General features: G+C 54.8%; 18 protein-coding genes. 6 read left to right on the top strand and 12 right to left on the bottom strand.

Going from position 1 to position 20,063, the window contains the following annotated elements:
- Positions 1 to 12: 12 nt before the first annotated feature.
- The 3 genes from artJ to KWG64_RS25010 all read right to left on the bottom strand — a co-directional run bounded on the left by artJ (position 13) and on the right by KWG64_RS25010 (position 2,332).
- Positions 13 to 744, bottom strand: coding sequence for an arginine ABC transporter substrate-binding protein (artJ, locus tag KWG64_RS25020; protein ID WP_101075960.1), 732 nt, complete (start codon positions 742 to 744; stop codon positions 13 to 15).
- 48 nt (positions 745 to 792) lie between these two features.
- On the bottom strand, positions 793 to 1,521 hold the full coding sequence (gene artP, locus KWG64_RS25015) for an arginine ABC transporter ATP-binding protein ArtP (RefSeq protein WP_195812970.1): 729 nt from the start codon (positions 1,519 to 1,521) through the stop codon (positions 793 to 795).
- A gap of 229 nt (positions 1,522 to 1,750) precedes the next feature.
- Positions 1,751 to 2,332 carry a lipoprotein gene (locus KWG64_RS25010; protein ID WP_195812824.1) on the bottom strand — a complete coding sequence of 194 codons (582 nt, stop codon included), beginning with the start codon at positions 2,330 to 2,332 and terminating at the stop codon, positions 1,751 to 1,753.
- A 176-nt stretch (positions 2,333 to 2,508) separates the two neighbouring features.
- On the opposite strand from KWG64_RS25010, the gene KWG64_RS25005 reads away from it, so the two are divergent.
- Together KWG64_RS25005 and KWG64_RS25000 are read left to right on the top strand one after the other, a co-directional pair.
- Positions 2,509 to 2,835 (top strand): heavy metal-binding domain-containing protein, encoded by a 327-nt coding sequence (locus KWG64_RS25005; protein WP_013574757.1) that lies wholly within the window; start codon positions 2,509 to 2,511, stop codon positions 2,833 to 2,835.
- Positions 2,832 to 3,677 (top strand): N-acetylmuramoyl-L-alanine amidase, encoded by an 846-nt coding sequence (locus KWG64_RS25000; protein WP_218523437.1) that lies wholly within the window; start codon positions 2,832 to 2,834, stop codon positions 3,675 to 3,677. Before KWG64_RS25005 ends, KWG64_RS25000 begins: the two co-directional genes overlap by 4 nt.
- A gap of 20 nt (positions 3,678 to 3,697) precedes the next feature.
- Here the strand turns inward: KWG64_RS25000 and KWG64_RS24995 are convergent, their stop codons facing one another.
- The 7 genes from KWG64_RS24995 to KWG64_RS24965 all read right to left on the bottom strand — a co-directional run bounded on the left by KWG64_RS24995 (position 3,698) and on the right by KWG64_RS24965 (position 13,301).
- Positions 3,698 to 4,732 (bottom strand): NAD(P)-dependent oxidoreductase, encoded by a 1,035-nt coding sequence (locus KWG64_RS24995; RefSeq protein WP_195812822.1) that lies wholly within the window; start codon positions 4,730 to 4,732, stop codon positions 3,698 to 3,700.
- A 267-nt stretch (positions 4,733 to 4,999) separates the two neighbouring features.
- The gene (locus KWG64_RS24990) at positions 5,000 to 6,436 is read right to left on the bottom strand and encodes a DUF2867 domain-containing protein (protein WP_370628771.1); all 1,437 of its coding nucleotides are present in this window, start codon (positions 6,434 to 6,436) and stop codon (positions 5,000 to 5,002) included.
- A gap of 81 nt (positions 6,437 to 6,517) precedes the next feature.
- Positions 6,518 to 7,537 carry a low-specificity L-threonine aldolase gene (gene ltaE / locus KWG64_RS24985; protein ID WP_218523436.1) on the bottom strand — a complete coding sequence of 340 codons (1,020 nt, stop codon included), beginning with the start codon at positions 7,535 to 7,537 and terminating at the stop codon, positions 6,518 to 6,520.
- Positions 7,538 to 7,622: 85 nt separating this feature from the next.
- On the bottom strand, positions 7,623 to 9,344 hold the full coding sequence (gene poxB, locus KWG64_RS24980) for a ubiquinone-dependent pyruvate dehydrogenase (protein ID WP_218523435.1): 1,722 nt from the start codon (positions 9,342 to 9,344) through the stop codon (positions 7,623 to 7,625).
- Positions 9,345 to 9,558: 214 nt separating this feature from the next.
- Positions 9,559 to 10,572, bottom strand: coding sequence for an NADH oxidoreductase (gene hcr / locus KWG64_RS24975; RefSeq protein ID WP_218523434.1), 1,014 nt, complete (start codon positions 10,570 to 10,572; stop codon positions 9,559 to 9,561).
- Between the two features lie 7 nt (positions 10,573 to 10,579).
- A complete protein-coding gene (hcp, locus tag KWG64_RS24970) occupies positions 10,580 to 12,232 on the bottom strand; it encodes a hydroxylamine reductase (RefSeq protein WP_218523444.1) in 1,653 nt (550 codons plus the stop codon).
- Between the two features lie 169 nt (positions 12,233 to 12,401).
- Positions 12,402 to 13,301 (bottom strand): lysine exporter LysO family protein, encoded by a 900-nt coding sequence (locus KWG64_RS24965; protein WP_218523433.1) that lies wholly within the window; start codon positions 13,299 to 13,301, stop codon positions 12,402 to 12,404.
- A 189-nt stretch (positions 13,302 to 13,490) separates the two neighbouring features.
- Here KWG64_RS24965 and KWG64_RS24960 point away from each other — a divergent pair, with 189 nt between their 5' ends.
- Complete coding sequence (locus KWG64_RS24960; RefSeq protein WP_195812816.1) at positions 13,491 to 15,224, top strand: ATP-dependent endonuclease; 1,734 nt, start codon at positions 13,491 to 13,493, stop codon at positions 15,222 to 15,224.
- Here the strand turns inward: KWG64_RS24960 and KWG64_RS24955 are convergent.
- Together KWG64_RS24955 and cspD are read right to left on the bottom strand one after the other, a co-directional pair.
- Complete coding sequence (locus tag KWG64_RS24955; protein WP_218523432.1) at positions 15,221 to 16,210, bottom strand: VirK/YbjX family protein; 990 nt, start codon at positions 16,208 to 16,210, stop codon at positions 15,221 to 15,223. The genes KWG64_RS24960 and KWG64_RS24955 overlap by 4 nt on opposite strands.
- Positions 16,211 to 16,518: 308 nt before the next feature.
- On the bottom strand, positions 16,519 to 16,740 hold the full coding sequence (gene cspD / locus KWG64_RS24950) for a cold shock-like protein CspD (RefSeq protein ID WP_152324210.1): 222 nt from the start codon (positions 16,738 to 16,740) through the stop codon (positions 16,519 to 16,521).
- A gap of 394 nt (positions 16,741 to 17,134) precedes the next feature.
- On the opposite strand from cspD, the gene clpS reads away from it, so the two are divergent.
- From clpS to KWG64_RS24935, 3 genes are all read left to right on the top strand, one after another.
- Positions 17,135 to 17,455 carry an ATP-dependent Clp protease adapter ClpS gene (gene clpS, locus KWG64_RS24945; protein ID WP_104924673.1) on the top strand — a complete coding sequence of 107 codons (321 nt, stop codon included), beginning with the start codon at positions 17,135 to 17,137 and terminating at the stop codon, positions 17,453 to 17,455.
- A 27-nt stretch (positions 17,456 to 17,482) separates the two neighbouring features.
- The gene (clpA, locus tag KWG64_RS24940; protein WP_152324209.1) at positions 17,483 to 19,765 is read left to right on the top strand and encodes an ATP-dependent Clp protease ATP-binding subunit ClpA; all 2,283 of its coding nucleotides are present in this window, start codon (positions 17,483 to 17,485) and stop codon (positions 19,763 to 19,765) included.
- 196 nt (positions 19,766 to 19,961) lie between these two features.
- Positions 19,962 to 20,063 (top strand): transposase (locus KWG64_RS24935; protein WP_218523443.1); only part of this gene is annotated, 102 nt, incomplete at its 3' end.

Genomic DNA, 20,063 nt, shown 5'->3' with positions numbered 1-20,063 from the left:
TGATAGGCAAACTTATTGCTGGAACCATTTTGAATACAGCGTCTTGTAGGTGCCGTCTGCTTTCACTTTTGCCAGAGCATCGTTCAGTTTAGTCAGCAGTTCGGTGTTGTTCTGACGAACGGCAACACCCAGACCGGTACCGAAGTAAGTTGGATCGGTGATCTTGTCACCTACAGCGGCCAGATTTTTGTTCTGCTTCAGCCATTCGTTGACTACGGCGGTGTCACCGAACACAGCGTCCAGACGACCATTCTTCAGATCCAGCACGGCATTCTGATAGCTGTCATAAGGCACGGCAGTGATTTCCGGATGTTTATCCATCAGGAATTTCTGGTGAGTGGTGCCGTTTTGCATACCGACGCGTTTGCCTTTCAGCGCCGCAACGTCAGCGAACTGGCCGGCGTGAGCGATGAAAATAGCGGAGTTATCGTAGTAAGCGTTGGTGAAGGAAACTTGTTTTTCACGCTCAGGCGTGATGTCCATACCGGAAATGACCGCATCAAAACGACGGAATTTCAGGCTTGGGATCAGACTGTCGAAGGCTTGGTTTGTGAATGTGCAGGTAGCCTGCATCTCTTTACACATGGCGTTGGCCAGATCGACGTCAAAGCCCTGAATCTGATTGCTGGAGTCTACAAACTCAAACGGAGGATAAGACGCTTCCATCGCGAAACGGATGGTATCAGCAGCGCTGGCAGACAAACTGACGGTCGCCAGAACCGCGGCAATTACTAATTTTTTCATCGCTTACTCCGTAGAAAACATCAATCAATATGTTGATAGGAAACAGTTTTAGTGGGAAAGGTAGCTCGCAAACTCTTTGGTTTTCGGCTGAGCGAAAATCGACGCGTCACCTTGTTCCACGATGCGGCCATTTTCCATGTACACCACGCGGCTGGCGGTTTTACGTGCCACTTCCACTTCGTGGGTCACAATCACCTGAGTAATCCCGGTGCCTGCCAGTTCGCGAATAATACTGACGATCTGGGCGGTAATTTCCGGGTCAAGCGCGGCGGTCGGCTCGTCAAACAACAGAACCTGAGGCTCCATCATCAGCGCACGGGCAATCGCCACACGCTGCTGCTGGCCACCGGAAAGGTGCAGCGGAAAACGATCGGCGTAATCGGTCAGGCGCAGACGGGTCAGCAATTTCTGGGCACGTTGCATCGCGACATCTTTTGTCAGACCCAGAACACGCATCGGGGCTTCCAGTAAGTTATCGAGCACGGTGCGGTGCGGCCACAGATTGTATTGCTGGAAAACCATGCCGACGTTCTGACGCAGTTCGCGGACCGCTTTTTCATCCGGTTTGCGGGTGAAATCGAAGGTGTTACCGGCGATTTGCAGGGTGCCTGAACGGGGCATTTCCAGCAGGTTCAGAACACGTAACAAAGAGCTTTTACCTGCACCACTTGGACCCAGTAAAACGAGGGTTTCACCGGCAGGGCAGTCGAGCTGAATGTCAAAAAGCGCCTGATGCACGCCATAGAAGCAGTTGATGCTATTAAGTTGAATACTCATGCGCAAATAGTGAATAGCCATTGATGCCGCAGATGGTAACTTCCACAGCATAGTTATGCAACGATCACGGCTTAAAAATTATGTGTTGCCGCCCAAGTGGCAAAGTGTAGCACAAGATATTGTTGCATCACTGTGATGCAAATGTTGGTTAATGACGATATTCAGTATTAACCCCTGTTATGCAGACACATTAAGACGTCAGCTTAGGCAGCCTTTTAAGAAAGTGCGGTTACTGGTTTTCCAATACCTGACGCAGCGTTCCGTTAGAGACGAAGTCAAGATTTGCCATGTAACGCACATCATCCACGGTCCAGCATTTGCCTTCACGTACCATCAGGACTTCATCTTTCCAGTGCGTGGTCGCGCCTTTATCTTTCTCGCGGGTGAACGTGACGCGCAGCGGAATATTTCGGGCGTCGGTGTTTGGAATGGTGGATGCGCTGTCCACGGAGGCGGACGTCGGGCCATCAAACAGGCTGGAGAAAATGTCGCCATCGCCTGAACCTGCACCGGCTTTCTCATTTGGTGAGGCCGCGATATCGACTTTTGGCTGCGACTGCGCTTTCTGCAGCGCCGCGTAAAGTGCGGTGCTCAGATAAGGCCGGTAAGCAGCGAGCTGGCCGGAGTTCGGGATCCCACTGCCGCCCTGTTTGATACGAAAATCATAGAATTGTTGGGCGACGCTGTCGGGGCCACCGTCGATACATGGCGCGCTGCGGCTACCAATATCCTTATAGGCAGGGTCAACCGTGGTACAGGCATTTAACATCAATACCAGAGGGATGGCGGCGACAAGAATTTTCTTTTTCATCGTATTCCTTACTGAAAGATTGAACGTTTTCACCATGACTTTCTTAATCCTACAGTATAAAACCGATTTGGCTTAATGCATGGCGCAGAGAAATGATACGTTCAGGCGGGATACATCGTTTATGCTATCCGGGTGATTTTCTCCGACATGTGGACGACAACTGATAAGGAATACTCATGCAAATTTCAACCACCCCGACCCTGGAAGGTTTTACCATCGCGGAATATTGCGGTGTGGTCACGGGCGAAGCGATTTTAGGTGCGAACATTTTTCGTGATTTCTTCGCAGGCGTACGCGATATCGTCGGTGGCCGTTCCGGGGCGTATGAAAAAGAACTGCGTAAAGCGCGTGAAATTGCCTTTCGCGAGCTGGAAGAACAGGCGAAAGAACGCGGTGCTAACGCCGTGGTCGGCATTGATATCGATTATGAAACCGTGGGCAAGGACAGCAGCATGCTGATGGTCAGCGTTTCCGGCACCGCTGTTATCGTGCATCGGAAATGAGGCGTTTGGGCATCAGAAGCGGCGTGATTGCTGCGCTTCTGCTGGCCCTGACGGGCTGTCAGAGCAGTGATCAGGCGAAAAATTTACCTTACCGGCTGGAAACCACGCGGCAGGCGCAGGGCATGGATCAGCGGGTGCGCTTTCTGGTCATCCACTACACGGCTGAAGATTTCCACAACGCATTAAATACGCTTACCGATGAACACGTCAGTGCGCATTACCTGATCCCGGCACAACCGCCGCTTGAAAACGGCAAACCGGTCGCGTGGCAACTGGTGCCGGAAAACATGCGCGCGTGGCATGCAGGAGCCAGCGGCTGGCGCGGACGCACCAATCTGAACGATACGTCCATCGGTATTGAGCTGGAAAACAAAGGCTACAGCACGACGCTGCTGGGAAAAAAATTCTACCCGTTCCCGCCCGCGCAAATCGATTTGCTGGCAGACCTGAGCAAAGGCATTATCGCGCACTATCAGATTGAGCCGCGTAACGTGGTTGCTCACAGCGATATTGCACCGCAGCGTAAAGATGATCCGGGGCCATTATTCCCGTGGCAACAGATGGCGGAGCGGGGGATTGGTGCCTGGCCGGATGCGGCGCGGGTCAGCCATTTTCTGGCGGGCAGAAATCCGCAGCAGCCAGTGGATCAGGCGCATCTGCTGACCTTGCTGAAACAGTACGGCTATACCGTGACGGAAAACATGACGCCGGAGCAGGCGCGCCGTGTGATTTCGGCGTTCCAGATGCATTTCAGGCAGAGTGATTATCGCGGGAATGCTGATGCGCAGTCAGAAGCGATTGTTCTGGCGCTGTTGCAGCAATTCCCGGATTCGAATAACTGAGGAAGCGGCTGACCCGGCCGTCAGTCGCGTTTCGGGCCGATACCGTGCAGGCCCTGAAGTTTACCGTGGTCGCGCAGCCAGGCGGCAGTGCGGATGATTCCCTGATCCAGTGAAATCACTGGCACATATCCCAGCTCTTTCTGTGCGCGCTGCGTGTCGAGCGTGAGATCGAAATTCAGTTTCGCGACGCTGTAATGTGTCAGTACCGGTTCTTTGTGTGAGCTTTTGCTGATGCGTTCCATGCCGCGCGCCATCATATCCAGCAGCGGATAAGGCACGGAGCGGATGCGGTATTTGATGTCCAGACTTTCCATCAGCTGTTTCACCATGGTGCGCAGCGGACGCGGTTGCTGATTGGTGATGTTAAACGCGCGCCCGGATTCTGTGGATTCGGACTGCGTCGCCAGCCACATCGCGTGAACCGCGTTTTCCACGTAGGTCATGTCGACCAGCGCTTCGCCACCGCGCGGCAGCATCAGCGTGCCGCCGTATTTCAGCATTTGCAGCAGACGGGGCAGCAACACGTTATCGTGCGGCCCGAACAGACCCTGCGGGCGTAAAATGGTGAAATGCGTTTGCGGATTGGACATCGCCAGCGTGTGGATCACCTGTTCACCGGCGGCTTTGCTGCGGGCGAACGAGTTGGCGAAACGGTGAGGGCGGAAGTCTTCCGGAATGTCGCGGTGATGATGGAAATCGAAATAAATCGCCGGTGACGAAATATGCACGAAATTTTCCACGCCGTACGCCGTTGACCATTCGCCCAGACGACGCGTCGCGCGGACGTTCGCCAGTTCGAATTCCTGTTCGCTGCCCCACGGCGACATCAGCCCGGAACAGTGCCAGACGGTATCGACATCGGCGAGCAAGGCTTTGGCCTGCGCCGACACCAGCGTGGTGAGATCGGCATGAATGAATTCCGCGCCCATTTTTTGCAAAAGTGACCCCATGGCGGCATTGCGACCCGTCGCCCGGACTTTAATCCCTTTATTTCGCAAAAACTCGACCGCATTGCGCCCTAAACCGCTGCTAGCGCCGGTAACCAAAACTCTCATAACTACTCTTCATCCTTCACGTTGCAGCGGTGTTCGCTGCTCTCATTCACCCGAATCACTGACTCCAGTCAGCTCATCGGGATTCATTCGTTTGCTGCCTTGCTGCAACCCGAATGATTTTGAGTACATCCCAATGAGTGAAATTACTAAGGCTGGGGCGCCTCTCAGCAATAAGCGCGCCATTCTTTCGTGAAATTGTGCGGGTTGCAATGGGAAAGGGGTGCAGCAATGTCTGAAACTGTGCGATTGCGCTTTAAATAAACCCTTTCAGCTTCCGCAGCGGTCTTTCTGACGGGCCAGACTGGCGATGCGTTTCGCCATGCCTCGAAAAATAAACTGATGAGCGGGCATCATACTGAACCAGTAGAGCAAACCGCTGAAACCGGCCGGATGCCACCACGCGCGAACGTCCAGACTGCGGCTTTCGCCGTGGTCGGTGATCGTGAACGTCAGCCGCCCGAGCCCCGGCGCTTTCATTCCGAATAACAGCGCCAGTTCGCGCTGCGGTTTCAGGCTGATCACTTTCCATCCGTCAATTTTATCGCCGATTTTCAGGGTGTCCCGGTCAGGGCGTCCATACTGCACGCCACCGCCGAGCAGATCGTCGATGCGTGCCCGCGTCTTCCATAATCCGTTGGCGTAAAAATAGCCTTCCGCGCCACCGAGTTTCTGCACCACTTTCCACAGGGATGCTTTTGATGCCGACGTTTCCAGCGTAAAGCCTGCCTGTTTCGGGTAGTAACCGTAGCCGGGCCGCCAGCGCGCACGGGCATCCGGGTCATAGCCCCAGTCGGGAGAATCCATGACCTGCTGTTGTTCCTTTTCCAGCGTGCGGCGGATTGCCTCATCAATCGAAATCAGCTCCTGCGGGATCAGCGCCTGAAGTTCTGCACTGTCGGCGGGCAGATCGTGATTCAGCCCCTGGATCAGTGCTTTGGCGAGTGAGGTGGGCACTGAGGTAATAAGGCTGAGGAAATACACCGAAACAAAAGAGGTCGGCAGCGGAACGGGGATCAGCCAGCGGCGTTTTCCGCTCAGGGCAATAAAGCGTTCGAACAACGTCTGATAGCTGATGTACTCCGGCCCGGCGGCGTCGAAAATACGGTTTCCGCTGGCGGGTAACGTCACCAGACCCTGCAAATAATTCAGCAGATTTTCCAGCGCCACCGGCGAGGATTTCGAGCGAACCCATTGCGGCGGCGTGAGAACGGGCAGGTTGTACACCATGTCGCGCATGACTTCGAACGCCGCTGAACCTGCGCCGATCACAATGCCGGTACGCAGTTCGGTGACCGGAATATTGCTCATCCGCAGCAAGTCGCCGGTCAGTTTGCGTGCCTGTAAATGGGGGGAATGGTTGCCTTCCGGCTGCATGGAGCCGAGATAAACAATGTGTCTGATGGAGGAGTCGCGCAGCGCCAGCAGGGTGTGCTGCGCGGCCTGGCGCTCTTTTTCCAGCAGGTCGTCATCTTCTGACATCGCGTGCACCAGATACACCAGCACGTCGGCACCTTCGAAGGCGCTGGCCAGCGTTTTACTCTGGTAGACATCCGCAAAACAGCAACGGACGTGAGGCCATTTTTGTTGTTGCAGCCATTCGATGCGCCGCGCAGCCGCAGTGACCTTAAAACCGTGCTGGCTCAGGTGGGCAGTCAGATGTTGTCCGATATATCCGCTGGCGCCGAGGACGACAATTCTAGGCATAATCCGTTTGCTCTGAGTGTAGGGGGAATCATGAAAATACGGCGGCAGCCGGAGGTCTTGCCGCCGCAGACAGGTTGGCTGTCAGGCGTGCTGGTGCAGGAATTCCTGCCACAGGGCGACGACTTTTTGCAGGTCTTCACGGCTGATGTTGATGTGAGTCAGCACGCGGGTCAGCGGTCCGGCACTGATGATGACGCCGCGCTCACGCATCCACGGGCCCATTTTTTCGACCAGTTCAGCGCTCTGTTTGATGTAAAGAACGTTGGTCTGCGGGCCGGGTTCAGCGATTTCCACGCCGATATTGCTCAGCTGTTCAGCCAGCCATTGTGCGTTGTCATGGTCATCTTTCAGACGCGCCACGTTGTTTTCCAGTGCATAAATGGCCGCCGCGGCCAGAATGCCGGACTGGCGCATGCCGCCGCCGGTCATCTTGCGCCAGCGGTTCGCACGATGGATGTACTCTTTGCTGCCGACCAGCAGGGAACCAATCGGCGCGCCCAGACCTTTCGACAGGCATATGGTCAGGGTGTCGCAATATTGGGTGATTTCGCTCAGCTCGACGTTCAGCGCTACCGCGGCATTCATGATGCGCGCGCCATCAATGTGCAGCGCCAGCCCTTTTTCGCGGGTAAACGCGTAAGCTTTTTGCAGATAATCGAGCGGAAGCACTTTGCCGCTGTGCGTATTTTCCAGGCTCAGAAGACGGGTGCGGGCAAAGTGAATATCATCAGGTTTGATGGCAGCGGCGACTTTATCCAGCGGGATAGAACCGTCGGCGGCCATATCGAGCGGCTGCGGCTGAATGCTGCCGAGAACGGCGGCACCGCCGGCTTCATACATATAGTTGTGGGCTTTCTGGCCGACAATATATTCTTCTCCGCGCTGACAGTGCGTCAGCAGGGCAACCAGATTAGCCTGTGTGCCGGTCGGTAAAAACAGCGCGGCTTCTTTGCCACACAGTTTCGCGGCCAGGTCCTGCAAAGCATTTACCGTTGGGTCATCGCCGTAGACATCATCGCCGACTTCAGCGCTGGCCATCGCCTGACGCATAGCTTCGCTGGGGCGGGTTACGGTATCACTGCGTAAATCGATCAACGTCATAATCCTTCTACCAGGTGAATGTTAAGGGGAGGAAAAAAGCGGGCAACCTGTGCCCGCCTGACTCTCCACTATATCCCTGTCGGGGTTACCGCAGCCAGTTGGTTTTTGCCAGTTCGATGACTTCGTCACCCCGGCCGCTGATCACCGCCCGCAGCATGTAGAGGCTGAAGCCTTTTGCCTGCTCAAATTTAATCTGAGGCGGCATCGCCAGTTCTTCGGTGGCGGTGATGACATCCACCAGCACCGGCCCCTGATAAGCAAACGCGTCCTGCAATGCCGCGTCCACGTCGGAAGCTTTTTCCACGCGGATCCCTTTGATTCCTGCCGCTTCGGCAATCGCCGCGAAATCCGGGTTTTTAAGCTCGGTGCCGTCGGTCAGATAACCGCCGGCTTTCATTTCCATCGCCACAAACCCCAGCACGCTGTTGTTGAATATGACAATTTTCACCGGCAGTTTTTGCTGCGCCAGCGTCAGGAAATCGCCCATCAACATGGCAAAACCGCCGTCGCCGCACAGCGCCACCACCTGACGCGTGCGGTCAATCGCCTGCGCCCCGATGGCCTGCGGCATGGCGTTGGCCATCGAGCCGTGGTTAAACGAACCGAGCAGACGGCGCTGGCCGTTCATTTGCAGGTAACGGCACGCCCAGACGGTAGGCGTGCCGACGTCACAGGTAAAGATGGCGTTGGCATCGGCGAAGCGGCTGATTTGCTGTGCCAGATATTGCGGATGGATCGCCTGTTTGTCATTCGGCGTCGCCAGCGCATCGAGATCTTTGCGCGCTTCTTCATAATGCTTCAGGGCTTTGTCGAGGAACTTACGCTCAGTTTTCACCTGCAATTGCGGCAGAACGGCGGTCAGGGTGGACTTGATGTCGCCGACCAGCGCCATATCAACGTGGCAGTGCGCGCCGATACTGCCCGGATTGATATCTATCTGAATGATTTTTGCGTCTGTCGGATAAAACGCGCGGTACGGGAATTGCGTGCCGAGCAGGATCAGCGTGTCGGCATTCATCATGGCGTGGAAACCGGAGGAAAAACCGATCAGCCCGGTCATGCCGACGCTGTACGGGTTATCCCATTCAATATGTTCTTTTCCGCGCAGGGCATGTACTACCGGCGCTTTCAGGGTTTCCGCCAGCCTGATCACTTCGTCGTGCGCACCGGCACAACCGCTGCCGCACATCAGGGTAATGTTGGCCGCGCCATGGAGCAGTTCGGCCAGCTTGTCCAGTTCGGTCTGCTGAGGCTGTACCTTCGGCAACTGCGGCGGATACCAGCTGACTTTGGCGTCTTCCGGTGCCGGTTTCAGCGCAACATCGCCGGGCAAAACAATCACGGAAACGCCGCGGTTGAGGATCGCCTTGCGCATGGCGATCGCCAGCACCTGCGGGAGCTGTTCCGGGTTGGTGACTAATTCACAATAGTGGCTGCATTCGCGGAATAATTCGGTCGGATGAGTTTCCTGAAAATAGCCGCTGCCGATTTCGCTTGAGGGAATATGCGCCGCGATGGCGAGCACCGGGACGTGGTTGCGATGGCAGTCGAACAGGCCGTTGATCAGATGCAAGTTGCCGGGGCCGCAGGAACCGGCGCAGACCGCCAGTTCTCCGGTGATTTGTGCTTCGGCACCGGCGGCAAAGGCGGCAACCTCTTCATGACGCGTGCCGAGCCATTCGATGGTGCCCATGCGGTTCAGGCTGTCGCTCAGCCCGTTAAGCGAATCGCCGGTTACGCCCCAGATTCGTTTTATGCCTGCTGCTTCAAGAGTTTTCGCCAGATATGACGCTACGCTTTGTTTCATCAACTGATTCCCTCCGGTGTGCCCGTAATCTTTCGTTATGTATGAAGCCTTCGGGCGGGTTTTAAATAAGTGGATTAAGCATAGTCCACTGATTACATCCATGAATGCACAGTCTTAAACCATACAAAATTACGCGGGGAGGGAAGGTGAAGTTTTGTAAATCTGCCCGCGCAGACTGTAAAAAGTCATGAGCGGGCAGCGGGAGGCGCGGGGATCAGGCGAGCGTGACGTCGCCCTGAAGCTGACAGCTGCACGCCAGAACGTAGCCCTGCGCGACTTCCTCGTCGGTGAGCGTCATGCGGCTGGTGGTTGTGTAATCACCGGACAGCACGCGGGTTTTGCAACTGCCGCAAACGCCCGCACGGCAGGCTGCCGTGACCGGCAGTTTGTTCTGTTCCATAGCGGCCAGCAGCGTTGAACCGACCGGCACGCGGAAGTTTGCAAGCGGCGTCAGGCGGGTCAGCGTCAGTTGCTGGTCTGCTGAAACAACCATTTCTGTGGCCTGGAACTGTTCCTTAACGATGTTTTGTGGCGGAACACCCAGTTCGGCCGCCCATTTCCCGGCCAGTGCCATATATGGCGCGGGCCCGCAAATCATCACCCGACGCGCAGCGATATCCGCCACCTGGCTTTGCAGTAAGTCCTGACTGAGACGCCCTGCAATCTGGCCCGGTGCCGCATCATTTTCAGCCAGAATGGTCAGACGAAGTTGCGGATATTGCGCCGCCATCCGCTGCCATTCTTGCGCAAAAATGACGTCCTGCGGGCTGCGGACGCTGTAGAACACCTGCACGCTTTGCGCCGGAGAATGCGCCAGAACGCGGCGTGCGATGGACATCACCGGCGTTACGCCGCAACCGGCGGCCAGCAGTAATAAAGGCTGCGGTGTTTCACAGGTGAATTCACCCTGAGCGTCCGAAAGCCACAGGTAATCGCCCGGTTTAACCTGCTGCGTCAGCCAGCCGGAGCCTTCACCGCCATCAATCCGGCGCACCGTCAGCTGAATAAACCGGCTCAAGCCTGGCGTGGAAGAGAGCGTATACGCGCGCTGTACGTCACCGCTCTGGCCGATATTCACCAGCGCAAACTGGCCCGGCTGATACGGATAAACGTCGTGACTGATCAGCGACAGCGTCCAGACATCGGGCGTTTCCTGCGTAACGGAATACACCTGCATACGGTTCTGACACAGCGCTGTCGGCTGGTCAGGAAATAAAGGAAAGTTCATCTCAGATTTACTCCGCCAGCATGGTTTTCAGATCCTGCTCAACCGACGTAATCGAACGCAGGCCGAACTGTTCGTTAAGCACCGCCAGCAGATTATCGGTCAGGAATGCCGGAGCCGTCGGGCCGGTGGCGATGTTTTTCACGCCCAGTGACAACAGCGTCAGCAGGATCACAATCGCTTTCTGCTCGAACCATGAAAGCACCAGACTCAGCGGCAAATCATTCACGCCACAACCGAGTTTTTCGGCCAGATTGACCGCCAGAATAATTGCGGAATAAGCGTCGTTACACTGACCGACGTCCAGCAGGCGCGGCAGACCTTCGATGGTGCCGAAGTCCAGTTTGTTGAAGCGGTATTTCCCGCAGGCCAGGGTCATGATCGCGCAATCCTGCGGCACGCTGCGTGCCAGATCGGTGAAGTAACTGCGTTCGCCGCGGCTGCCGTCACAACCGCCAATCAGGAAGATATGACGCAATTTTTTGGCGGCGACTAAATCAATCACGGTATCGGCCGCGCTGAGCAGCGTCTGGCGACCAAAGCCGACGGTAATTTCCTGCTCGATCTCACTGTAAGGGAAACCGGACAGTTGCAACGCCTGGCTGATCACCGGCGCGAAATCTTCGCCTTCCAGATGCTGTACGCCCGGCCAGCCGACAATGCTGCGGGTCCAGATACGGTCGCCGTAGTTACCGACGTTAGGGTCAATAATACAGTTGGAGGTCATCACCACCGGGCCGGGGAATTTGGCAAATTCAACCTGCTGATTCTGCCAGCCGCTGCCGTAGTTACCGGCCAGGTGCGGGAACTTTTTCAGTTCAGGATAACCGTGCGCCGGAAGCATTTCGCCGTGGGTATAAATATTGATGCCGGTGCCGGCGGTCTGTTCGAGCAGCATCTGCAAATCTTTCAGGTCATGGCCTGAAATCAGAATCGCTTTACCCGCCAGCGGGCGCACATTGACGGACGTCGGGCGCGGATGGCCGTAAGCGTCCGTTTCGCCTTTGTCCAGAATCGCCATCACGCCGAAGTTCATTTTGCCGATCGCCATCGCGTTTTCGAGCAGCACACCCATGTCGGAAGGTTGCGTACCGAGCCATGCCATCAGGCGGTGATACTCCGCATAAATCGCGGTGTCCGACTGGCCGAGAACGTGCGCGTGTTCCATATAGGCCGCCGCGCCTTTCAGGCCGTACAGGCACAACATGCGCAGCCCGTGAATATCATCGCCGATCTGTACTTTGTCGCCGTTAAGCGCAAATTGCTGAGCCTGTTGTTGCAGGTCACTCAGGTTATCACTGACCAGTTCCAGCGCCGCCAGCGGGTGATCAACGGTGATTTCCGGGTCCATCAGACGGCAGCGAACCGCCAGCGCTTCACGGTGAATAATCGCTTCACGCGCGTAGCCGACGATACGGTCGGAATCGAAGTTGACGTTGGTCAGCGTGGAGAAAAAGGCCCGTGGCGCGAAGCTGTCAATGTCCTCATCGACAATCCCGTAACCGCGCGCCGCCAGCGCCCAGGCCGATAAGCCCTGTAAAACGGCGACCAGCAAGTCCTGCAAATCGGAAGTTTCAGCGGTTTTACCACACATACCCTGCGCATAAGCGCAGCCATTGCCCGCCGGGGTACGGACTGTTTGTTCACATTGCACACAAAACATCATTCGGTCCTTTTATAAAGTTGTATTTGAAATGCTTGTTTTGATGCAAGCCTAAGACTGCCGGGAAAAGAAATGAAGGGGTTTTTAAGACAAAGTGGGGGGAAGTTGATTTAAAGCAATTTTTGCAGGGGTATTACCCGCTGCCAGAAAACAGCGGGAAGGGCAGACATCAGGCGGAGAAAAAGGCCATCAGCACCGGGGCGATAAGGCTTAATACAAAACCGTGAACCACCGCGGGCGGCACCATATCCAGCCCGCCGCTGCGTTGTAATACCGGCAGGGTGAAGTCCATCGACGTTGCGCCGCACAGGCCCAGCGCGGTCGAACGGCTGCTGCGGACCAGCGTCGGGATCAGCATGATGGCGCAAAGCTCACGCGCCAGATCGTTGAAGAACGCGGCGCTGCCAATCACCGGCCCGAACGAATCCGTCAGAACGATACCGGAAAGGGAATACCAGCCGTAACCTGAGGCCAGCGCCAGACCGGTTTTCAGCGGCAAACCGAGCAGCAGGGCGGCTATCGCACCGCCGATTAACGCACTGACTGCCACCACGATCGCGACCATCATGCCGCGGCGATTGAGGATAATCTGGCGCAGCGTCATGCTGCTGTTGCGCAGTTGCAACCCCACCAGCGCCAGCAGGAATAACAGGGCGATTTCACTGGCCTGCGAGGCGAAGGTCAGCCAGTGCCATTGCGTCAGGCCGAGTGCAAAACCGACGATGACGACGCCGCAAAGTTTCAGGGATTCCAGCGCCATGTGTACGCGTGAAGGCAGCTTTTCCTGCTTGTGCTGGGTTTTCCACGGACGGCGGCGTTCGAGCAACCATAGCGCGGCGTAGTTCATCACGAAAATGCACAGGAAGCAGACGGCGGCATATTTGAAAATCAGCAATAAATTCGCGCTGAGATTGTCGAGGAAAGCCAGACTGATGCCCATAATAAAAAGAATGACGTACACCATCCAGCTCAGCAGTTGGTTAACCAGATGCAGCAGGGACCGGTTTTTGAGCGGAATGAGATAACCGACAATCAGTGGCAAAAGAATAATTAACAGCCCGGAATACATAATGCAAAAATCCCTGAAAAGTGAGGTTCCATGAACGGAGCGCGACACAGAAAATGCCGCCCGACACGCTAACGAAAAGTAATCAGACTGTAAAGCGGCTTCGGCACGCAGAGCGCGTTCTGCGGGCTTGACCTGAACCCTTTTTTAACGCCATGCTCAGGGAAGCACTGAGCGCACAGGAGGCGTCTGATGTATCTGGAACATATTGATATTGTCGGTTTTCGGGGTATCAACCGGCTGTCTTTGACACTGACTCAGCCCGCGCAACGGGGCGCTTCAATTACCGGTTCTGCCAGTCAGGGTCAGGCAGAATCCTTCCTGACCAATACGGTTCTGATTGGTGAAAACGCCTGGGGTAAATCCAGCTTGCTCGACGCCCTCACACTGCTGCTTTCACCTGAACCCAAACTTTACTGCTTCAAAGAGGAGGATTTCTACTTTCCCGCCGGGGAACAGGAATCCAAATCACAGTATCTGCACGTCGTGTTTACGTTTTGTGAAAACCAGGCAGGGCACCATACGTCACCGCGATTTAATCCGTTATCCCCTTTATGGGTGAAATGTGCCGACAAGCTGAACCGGATTTATTACCGGCTGGAAGGCGAGCTGGACGATGACGGCAGCGTGATGACCTTGCGCAGTTTTCTGTCGTCCAACGGTCAGCCGTTAAATCTGACGACGATTGACCCGCTGGCGCAGGCACTGATCCGTCTCAATCCGGTACTGCGTTTACGCGATGCGCGGTTTATCCGGCGTCTGCGCAGCGAAACGCTGGCGCCTCGGTTAGCGGTGAATAATGAAGAACTGGCGAAACAGCTCGACGAACTGACGCGCGGGCTGGTGCATAACCCGCAAACGCTGACCAACAGCGAACTGCGCAGCGGGCTGTCGGCGATGCAGCAGTTACTGGAGCATTATTTTGCCGAGCAGGGAACATCAAACAGCATGCCCTGGCAGCAAAAACGGCATGGCCGCGCCGAGAGCCGCCGGGCGTGGCGCTCGCTGGATAACATCAACCGCATGATTGCAGAGCCCAACAGCCGCAGCATGCGGGTGATGCTGCTGGGCATGTTTTCCACTTTATTGCAGGCGAAGGGTTCAGTGGTGCTGCATCCGGACGCACGGCCTTTATTGCTGATTGAAGACCCCGAAACCCGTCTGCATCCGATCATGTTGTCGGTGGCGTGGGGATTGCTGGATCAGCTGCCGTTGCAACGGATCACGACAACCAATTCCGGCGATTTGCTTTCGCTGGTGCCGGTTGAGCAGATTTGCAGGCTGGTGCGTGAGTCCGGCCGCGTCGCGGCTTACGGTATCGGGCCGGAAGGGCTGAGCATGGAAGACAGCCGCCGGATTGCTTTCCATATTCGCTTTAACCGGCCATCGTCTTTGTTTGCGCGCTGCTGGCTGCTGGTGGAAGGCGAAACGGAAGTGTGGTTGCTCAATCAGCTGGCGCGACAGTGCGGTTATCATTTCGAATCTGAAGGCATTAAGGTGATTGAGTTTGCGCAGTGCGGCCTGAAGCCGTTGCTGCGGTTCGCCCGGCAGATGGGCATCGAGTGGCATGCGCTGGTCGACGGTGACGAAGCCGGGCGCAAATACGCGGCGACGGTCATTGCCAACGTGGAGAATCATGACGATACGCTGCGTTACCGACTGACGGCGTTACCGGCGCAGGACATTGAGTATTTCCTGTATCGTGAAGGGTTTGAGGATGTGTATCGCAAAAATTCGGCGATAGCGGCGAATGTGCCGATGGCGCCGCGACGAATTATCGATAAAGCGATTCACCGCAGCTCGAAGCCGGATCTGGCCATTGATGTGGCGCTGGCGGCGTCTTTGCGGGGAACCGCATCGATTCCTCCGCTGCTGCGGCAAATGTTTTCCCGCGTGGCCTGGCTGGCGCGCGGCAGGGCGGATTAAGCCGCCCGTGTTTCCTGTGTCGTGACCGGATTGCCGTGTCCGCGGGTGAAGGTCTGGCGGATCTGGCTTTCCAGGTCATCGAGCAACTGATAGCGACGGCGGTATTCGGAACGTCGTTTGCTGGCGATTTCCTCCAGCGGCCGGTGGGCAATCTGGCGTGGCAGATGGAAATATCCGTCTTCGCCCGGTTTTGCCTCCATCGTTTCCCAGAAGCTGTCGTAATCGGCAAACACCATACCTTTGCGTTTTTTATAGCGCGGATTTTCATAAATGTGGGTGTGGTTGCCGACCGCCACAAGCTGCGTCATGCCGGTGACATCCGCGAGCGTCGTCAGCGCCTCAATCACCAGACGTTTTGGAAATAACCCGTGGCAGGCTTTGGTCGCACGCTGAATTTCCTGATGATCCACATTCGCCTTCGGCCCCTGCAACGCGCCAATAAACAGCGTCGGTTTCCCCTGATATTCGATAAACGAGAACGTCACGATAGCAATGGAAACGCCTTCGGCATTATGGAATGTCAGCGTGGCTTCGCCTTCTTTATCCAGGCGGGCGATAGCGTTGAAGGTGATGGCATAACGCTGCTCTTCTTTACCGGTCAGCGTGGCGATCGCCATCTCTTTTTTGCTGAGATAACCGTGATTAATCGCATCCGGCAGGCAGTGGCCGATCATGTCGTAGTGATCGGTAATGCGCTTCATCGCCTGTTCCGGCGTGATATTGGCGGTCTGATAAATACGGTGCAATTTGCACGGCAGGCTCGGCATCGCCGCCAGAATTTCATCGCGCTGCGGATGATGCGCGAGATAATCGAGCATTGCGAAGGTCCGGCGCGGATGCAGCAGCGCACGGTACAGGAATTTGAACCGGTAACGCGGTAATTTCCATGATGGACCCGGCACCGTGCGGCAGGAGAGTAACGCCGTCATCAACTGAAGGCCGGAAAGCGGAGCCTTTTCTGTGGAAGGGTAGCTGAAAGTGGTCATGGGATTACCTGTCAAAGTGAACCGGATATCGGTAACGGTTATTTCAACAGGGCGAGAATAAACAGGTGTGCAACGGGGCAAATTATGGAGAAATTGAACGTGATTTGTTGAGATTGTGTTTAGACTTAATTTGTTTTATGTCCTGTCTTAGCAATCGGTGTCTAAAAAATGACCTTTTTTTTTGCGTGCAGGGCTTGAAGCCAGAAGCATTCTCCCCCATAAATAAAAATGCCAGTCAGTGAGTGACCGGCATTTGATTTGTTATTGAGCACACGCTGAGCGTAATTCGAGTCTGTGTGCTGAAGGGGTCAGGCGACCGCTTCGCTTTCCACCGGAACAATGAGGCTGGCATGATTCCCCTTTGGGCCTTCATGAACGTCGAAATTGACCTGCTGTCCGGCCTTGAGTGTCCGGTAACCCTCCATCTGGATTGTGGAGTAGTGAGCGAAGATGTCTTCACCGCCATTTTGCGGGCAAATGAAGCCAAAGCCTTTAGCATTATTGAACCATTTAACAGTACCCGTCTGCATGCTGCTACATCCCTCTCATGACTAGTCTGGTAGTAAATAGATAAAGCCAGTTGAGTGAGCACGAAGGCCAGAACGCAGCAGATAAACACCTGTTCAGGCCTGTTTACTATCCGTTCAGCTCACGAATTTACACTCTAGTGGAATAGAGTTGGACGTCAAGGAAACGGCATTTGTCCCAAGGGAGCAGATAACCAAACTTTGAAGCAGGTAACGCTATTGACATATTTTGTTAAAATTTCGGTAGCGGAGTCGGGTGCAGGGAAGACATTTTGTGCAGCGGCAAGGTGAAGCCAGAAATGGTAAAATACCGGAATTACAACATGAGACTCCGCAGAAAGTCTTTATGTCGGTGTATTTGGCTTCCAATACGATCTTCACAGGTGATGAACAGGCAATGGGCAATAATCAAGACTGGCTAAACTTTGAACATTTGACGGCGAATAAACAAAAGGATGAGGTAAAACCGCCATCTATGTATAAAGTTATATTAAACAACGACGATTACACTCCAATGGAATTTGTGATTGACGTTCTGCAAAAGTTCTTTTCTTATGATATTGAACGTGCAACGCAACTGATGCTCCAGGTGCACTATAGAGGCAAAGCGGTCTGCGGTGTTTATACCGCCGAAGTCGCGGAAACCAAAGTCGCACATGTGAATGAGTACGCCAAGGAGAATGAGCATCCGTTGCTGTGTACGCTGGAAAAAGCCTGATTAAGGCAATCTATTTGGGAGGTGCCTATGCTCAATCAAGAACTTGAACTCAGTCTCAACATGGCTTTCGCAAGAGCCCGTGAGCACCGGCATGAGTTTATGACCGTGGAGCACCTGTTGCTGGCGTTGCTCAGCAACCCTGCTGCCCGTGAAGCGCTTGAAGCTTGTACAGTAGATCTCGTGGCCTTGCGCCAGGAACTGGAAGCCTTCATCGAGCAAACCACACCCACCTTACCTGCCAGTGAAGAAGAACGTGATACCCAGCCAACGCTGAGTTTCCAGCGCGTTCTGCAACGTGCGGTATTCCACGTTCAATCTTCTGGTCGCAGCGAAGTGTCTGGTGCCAATGTTCTGGTCGCGATTTTCAGCGAGCAGGAATCACAGGCCGCCTACCTTCTGCGCAAACATGATGTCAGCCGCCTTGATGTGGTGAACTTTATTTCGCACGGTACCCGTAAAGATGAAACGGGCGGCCAGGCGCAAAACAATGCGGAAAACCCAGTTAACGAAGAGCAGTCGGCGGGGGAAGATCGTATGGAGAACTTCACCACTAATCTTAACCAGTTGGCGCGCGTAGGTGGCATCGATCCGCTGATTGGCCGTGATAAAGAACTTGAGCGCGCGATTCAGGTGCTCTGCCGTCGCCGTAAAAACAACCCGCTGCTGGTGGGCGAGTCTGGTGTCGGTAAAACCGCCATTGCCGAAGGTCTGGCATGGAGAATTGAGCAGGGTGATGTGCCTGAAGTCATGGCCGACTGCACGCTCTATTCACTGGATATAGGTTCATTGCTGGCGGGCACTAAATACCGCGGCGATTTCGAAAAACGTTTCAAATCCCTGCTGAAACAGCTCGAGCAGGATAAGAACAGCATTCTGTTTATTGATGAAATCCACACAATCATCGGTGCCGGTGCGGCGTCGGGTGGCCAGGTGGATGCGGCTAACCTGATTAAACCGTTGCTGTCGAGCGGTAAAATCAGAGTGATCGGCTCAACGACGTATCAGGAATTCAGCAATATCTTTGAGAAAGACCGTGCTCTGGCGCGTCGCTTCCAGAAAATTGATATTACTGAGCCAAGCGTTGAAGAGACCGTTCAGATTATTAATGGCCTGAAAACCAAATACGAAGCGCATCACGACGTGCGTTATACCGCGAAAGCGGTGCGTGCAGCGGTTGAGTTGTCGGTTAAGTACATCAATGACCGTCACTTGCCGGACAAAGCTATCGACGTGATTGACGAAGCGGGCGCCCGCAGCCGGTTGATGCCGGTCAGTAAACGCAAGAAAACCGTTAACGTCAGCGACATTGAAAGCGTGGTTGCGCGTATTGCCCGTATACCGGAAAAAACCGTCTCGGCCACTGACCGCGATGTACTGAAAAACTTGGGCGATCGTCTGAAAATGCTGGTCTTCGGGCAGGATCCTGCTATCGAAGCACTGACTGAAGCGATCAAAATGAGCCGCGCCGGTTTGGGTCAGGATCATAAGCCTGTCGGTTCATTCCTGTTCGCCGGGCCTACGGGTGTCGGTAAAACAGAGGTCACGGTTCAGCTGGCTAAAGCGCTGGATATCGAGTTGCTGCGCTTTGATATGTCGGAATATATGGAGCGTCACACGGTCAGCCGGCTGATTGGTGCGCCTCCGGGATATGTCGGGTTTGATCAGGGCGGTTTGCTGACGGATGCGGTTATTAAACATCCTCACGCCGTGGTGCTGCTCGATGAAATCGAGAAAGCCCACCCTGACGTCTTCAACCTGCTGCTGCAGGTGATGGATAACGGGACGCTGACCGACAACAACGGACGTAAAGCGGACTTCCGTAACGTCATTCTGGTGATGACCACCAACGCCGGTGTGCGTGAAACGGAACGTAAGTCGATTGGTCTGGTTCATCAGGATAACAGCCCGGATGCAATGGAAGAGATCAAACGTACCTTTACGCCGGAATTCCGTAACCGTCTGGACAACGTAATCTGGTTCAACCATCTGTCTACAGATGTTATCCAGCAGGTTGTTGATAAGTTTATCGTTGAGTTGCAGGCGCAGCTGGATGCCAAAGGCGTTTCACTGGAAGTCAGTGATGAAGCCCGCGACTGGCTGACGGTGAAAGGCTATGACCGTGCAATGGGCGCGCGTCCGATGACCCGTACCGTTCAGGAAAACCTTAAAAAACCACTCGCCAACGAGCTGCTGTTTGGTTCTCTGGTGGATGGCGGTTCCGTCTCTGTGGCACTGGATAAAGAGGCCGACAAGCTGACTTATCACTTCATGAGTGCGCAGAAGAAAAAACCGGAAGGCGCGGTGCACTGATTTTTTATCCGTGACGAAAAAACAAAAGGCGATGTGAAAACATCGCCTTTTTTGTGCACAGAAAACCCCCAGCTAGGCTGGGGGTTCAGTAAAGCTTTCAGCTTTGAGCCAGTTATAAAAACCCCTTTTGATTTGTTAAAACAGTTTGCGGTCTGGCAACTGCAAAGGTTCAACAAGAAATCAAAAGGGGGTCCCAATGAGGGACGAAAAGAGCTTAGCGCACACGCGATGGAACTGTAAATATCACATAGTTTTTGCGCCGAAGTACCGAAGAAAGGTGTTCTACGGAGAGAAGCGC

The organism is Rahnella sp. PD12R, from assembly GCF_019200965.1.
Classification (GTDB): Bacteria; Pseudomonadota; Gammaproteobacteria; order Enterobacterales; family Enterobacteriaceae; genus Rahnella; species Rahnella laticis.
Note: the sequence above shows the minus strand (reverse complement) of the source record. Positions and strands in the feature narration are given on the sequence as shown.

Coding starts and splice junctions, on each gene's coding strand:
- artJ (WP_101075960.1), bottom strand. CDS start 744: ATGAAAAAATTAGTAATTGCCGCGGTTCTGGCGACCGTCAGTTTGTCT.
- artP (WP_195812970.1), bottom strand. CDS start 1,521: ATGAGTATTCAACTTAATAGCATCAACTGCTTCTATGGCGTGCATCAG.
- KWG64_RS25010 (WP_195812824.1), bottom strand. CDS start 2,332: ATGAAAAAGAAAATTCTTGTCGCCGCCATCCCTCTGGTATTGATGTTA.
- KWG64_RS25005 (WP_013574757.1), top strand. CDS start 2,509: ATGCAAATTTCAACCACCCCGACCCTGGAAGGTTTTACCATCGCGGAA.
- KWG64_RS25000 (WP_218523437.1), top strand. CDS start 2,832: ATGAGGCGTTTGGGCATCAGAAGCGGCGTGATTGCTGCGCTTCTGCTG.
- KWG64_RS24995 (WP_195812822.1), bottom strand. CDS start 4,732: ATGAGAGTTTTGGTTACCGGCGCTAGCAGCGGTTTAGGGCGCAATGCG.
- KWG64_RS24990 (WP_370628771.1), bottom strand. CDS start 6,436: ATGCCTAGAATTGTCGTCCTCGGCGCCAGCGGATATATCGGACAACAT.
- ltaE (WP_218523436.1), bottom strand. CDS start 7,537: ATGACGTTGATCGATTTACGCAGTGATACCGTAACCCGCCCCAGCGAA.
- poxB (WP_218523435.1), bottom strand. CDS start 9,344: ATGAAACAAAGCGTAGCGTCATATCTGGCGAAAACTCTTGAAGCAGCA.
- hcr (WP_218523434.1), bottom strand. CDS start 10,572: ATGAACTTTCCTTTATTTCCTGACCAGCCGACAGCGCTGTGTCAGAAC.
- hcp (WP_218523444.1), bottom strand. CDS start 12,232: ATGTTTTGTGTGCAATGTGAACAAACAGTCCGTACCCCGGCGGGCAAT.
- KWG64_RS24965 (WP_218523433.1), bottom strand. CDS start 13,301: ATGTATTCCGGGCTGTTAATTATTCTTTTGCCACTGATTGTCGGTTAT.
- KWG64_RS24960 (WP_195812816.1), top strand. CDS start 13,491: ATGTATCTGGAACATATTGATATTGTCGGTTTTCGGGGTATCAACCGG.
- KWG64_RS24955 (WP_218523432.1), bottom strand. CDS start 16,210: ATGACCACTTTCAGCTACCCTTCCACAGAAAAGGCTCCGCTTTCCGGC.
- cspD (WP_152324210.1), bottom strand. CDS start 16,740: ATGCAGACGGGTACTGTTAAATGGTTCAATAATGCTAAAGGCTTTGGC.
- clpS (WP_104924673.1), top strand. CDS start 17,135: ATGGGCAATAATCAAGACTGGCTAAACTTTGAACATTTGACGGCGAAT.
- clpA (WP_152324209.1), top strand. CDS start 17,483: ATGCTCAATCAAGAACTTGAACTCAGTCTCAACATGGCTTTCGCAAGA.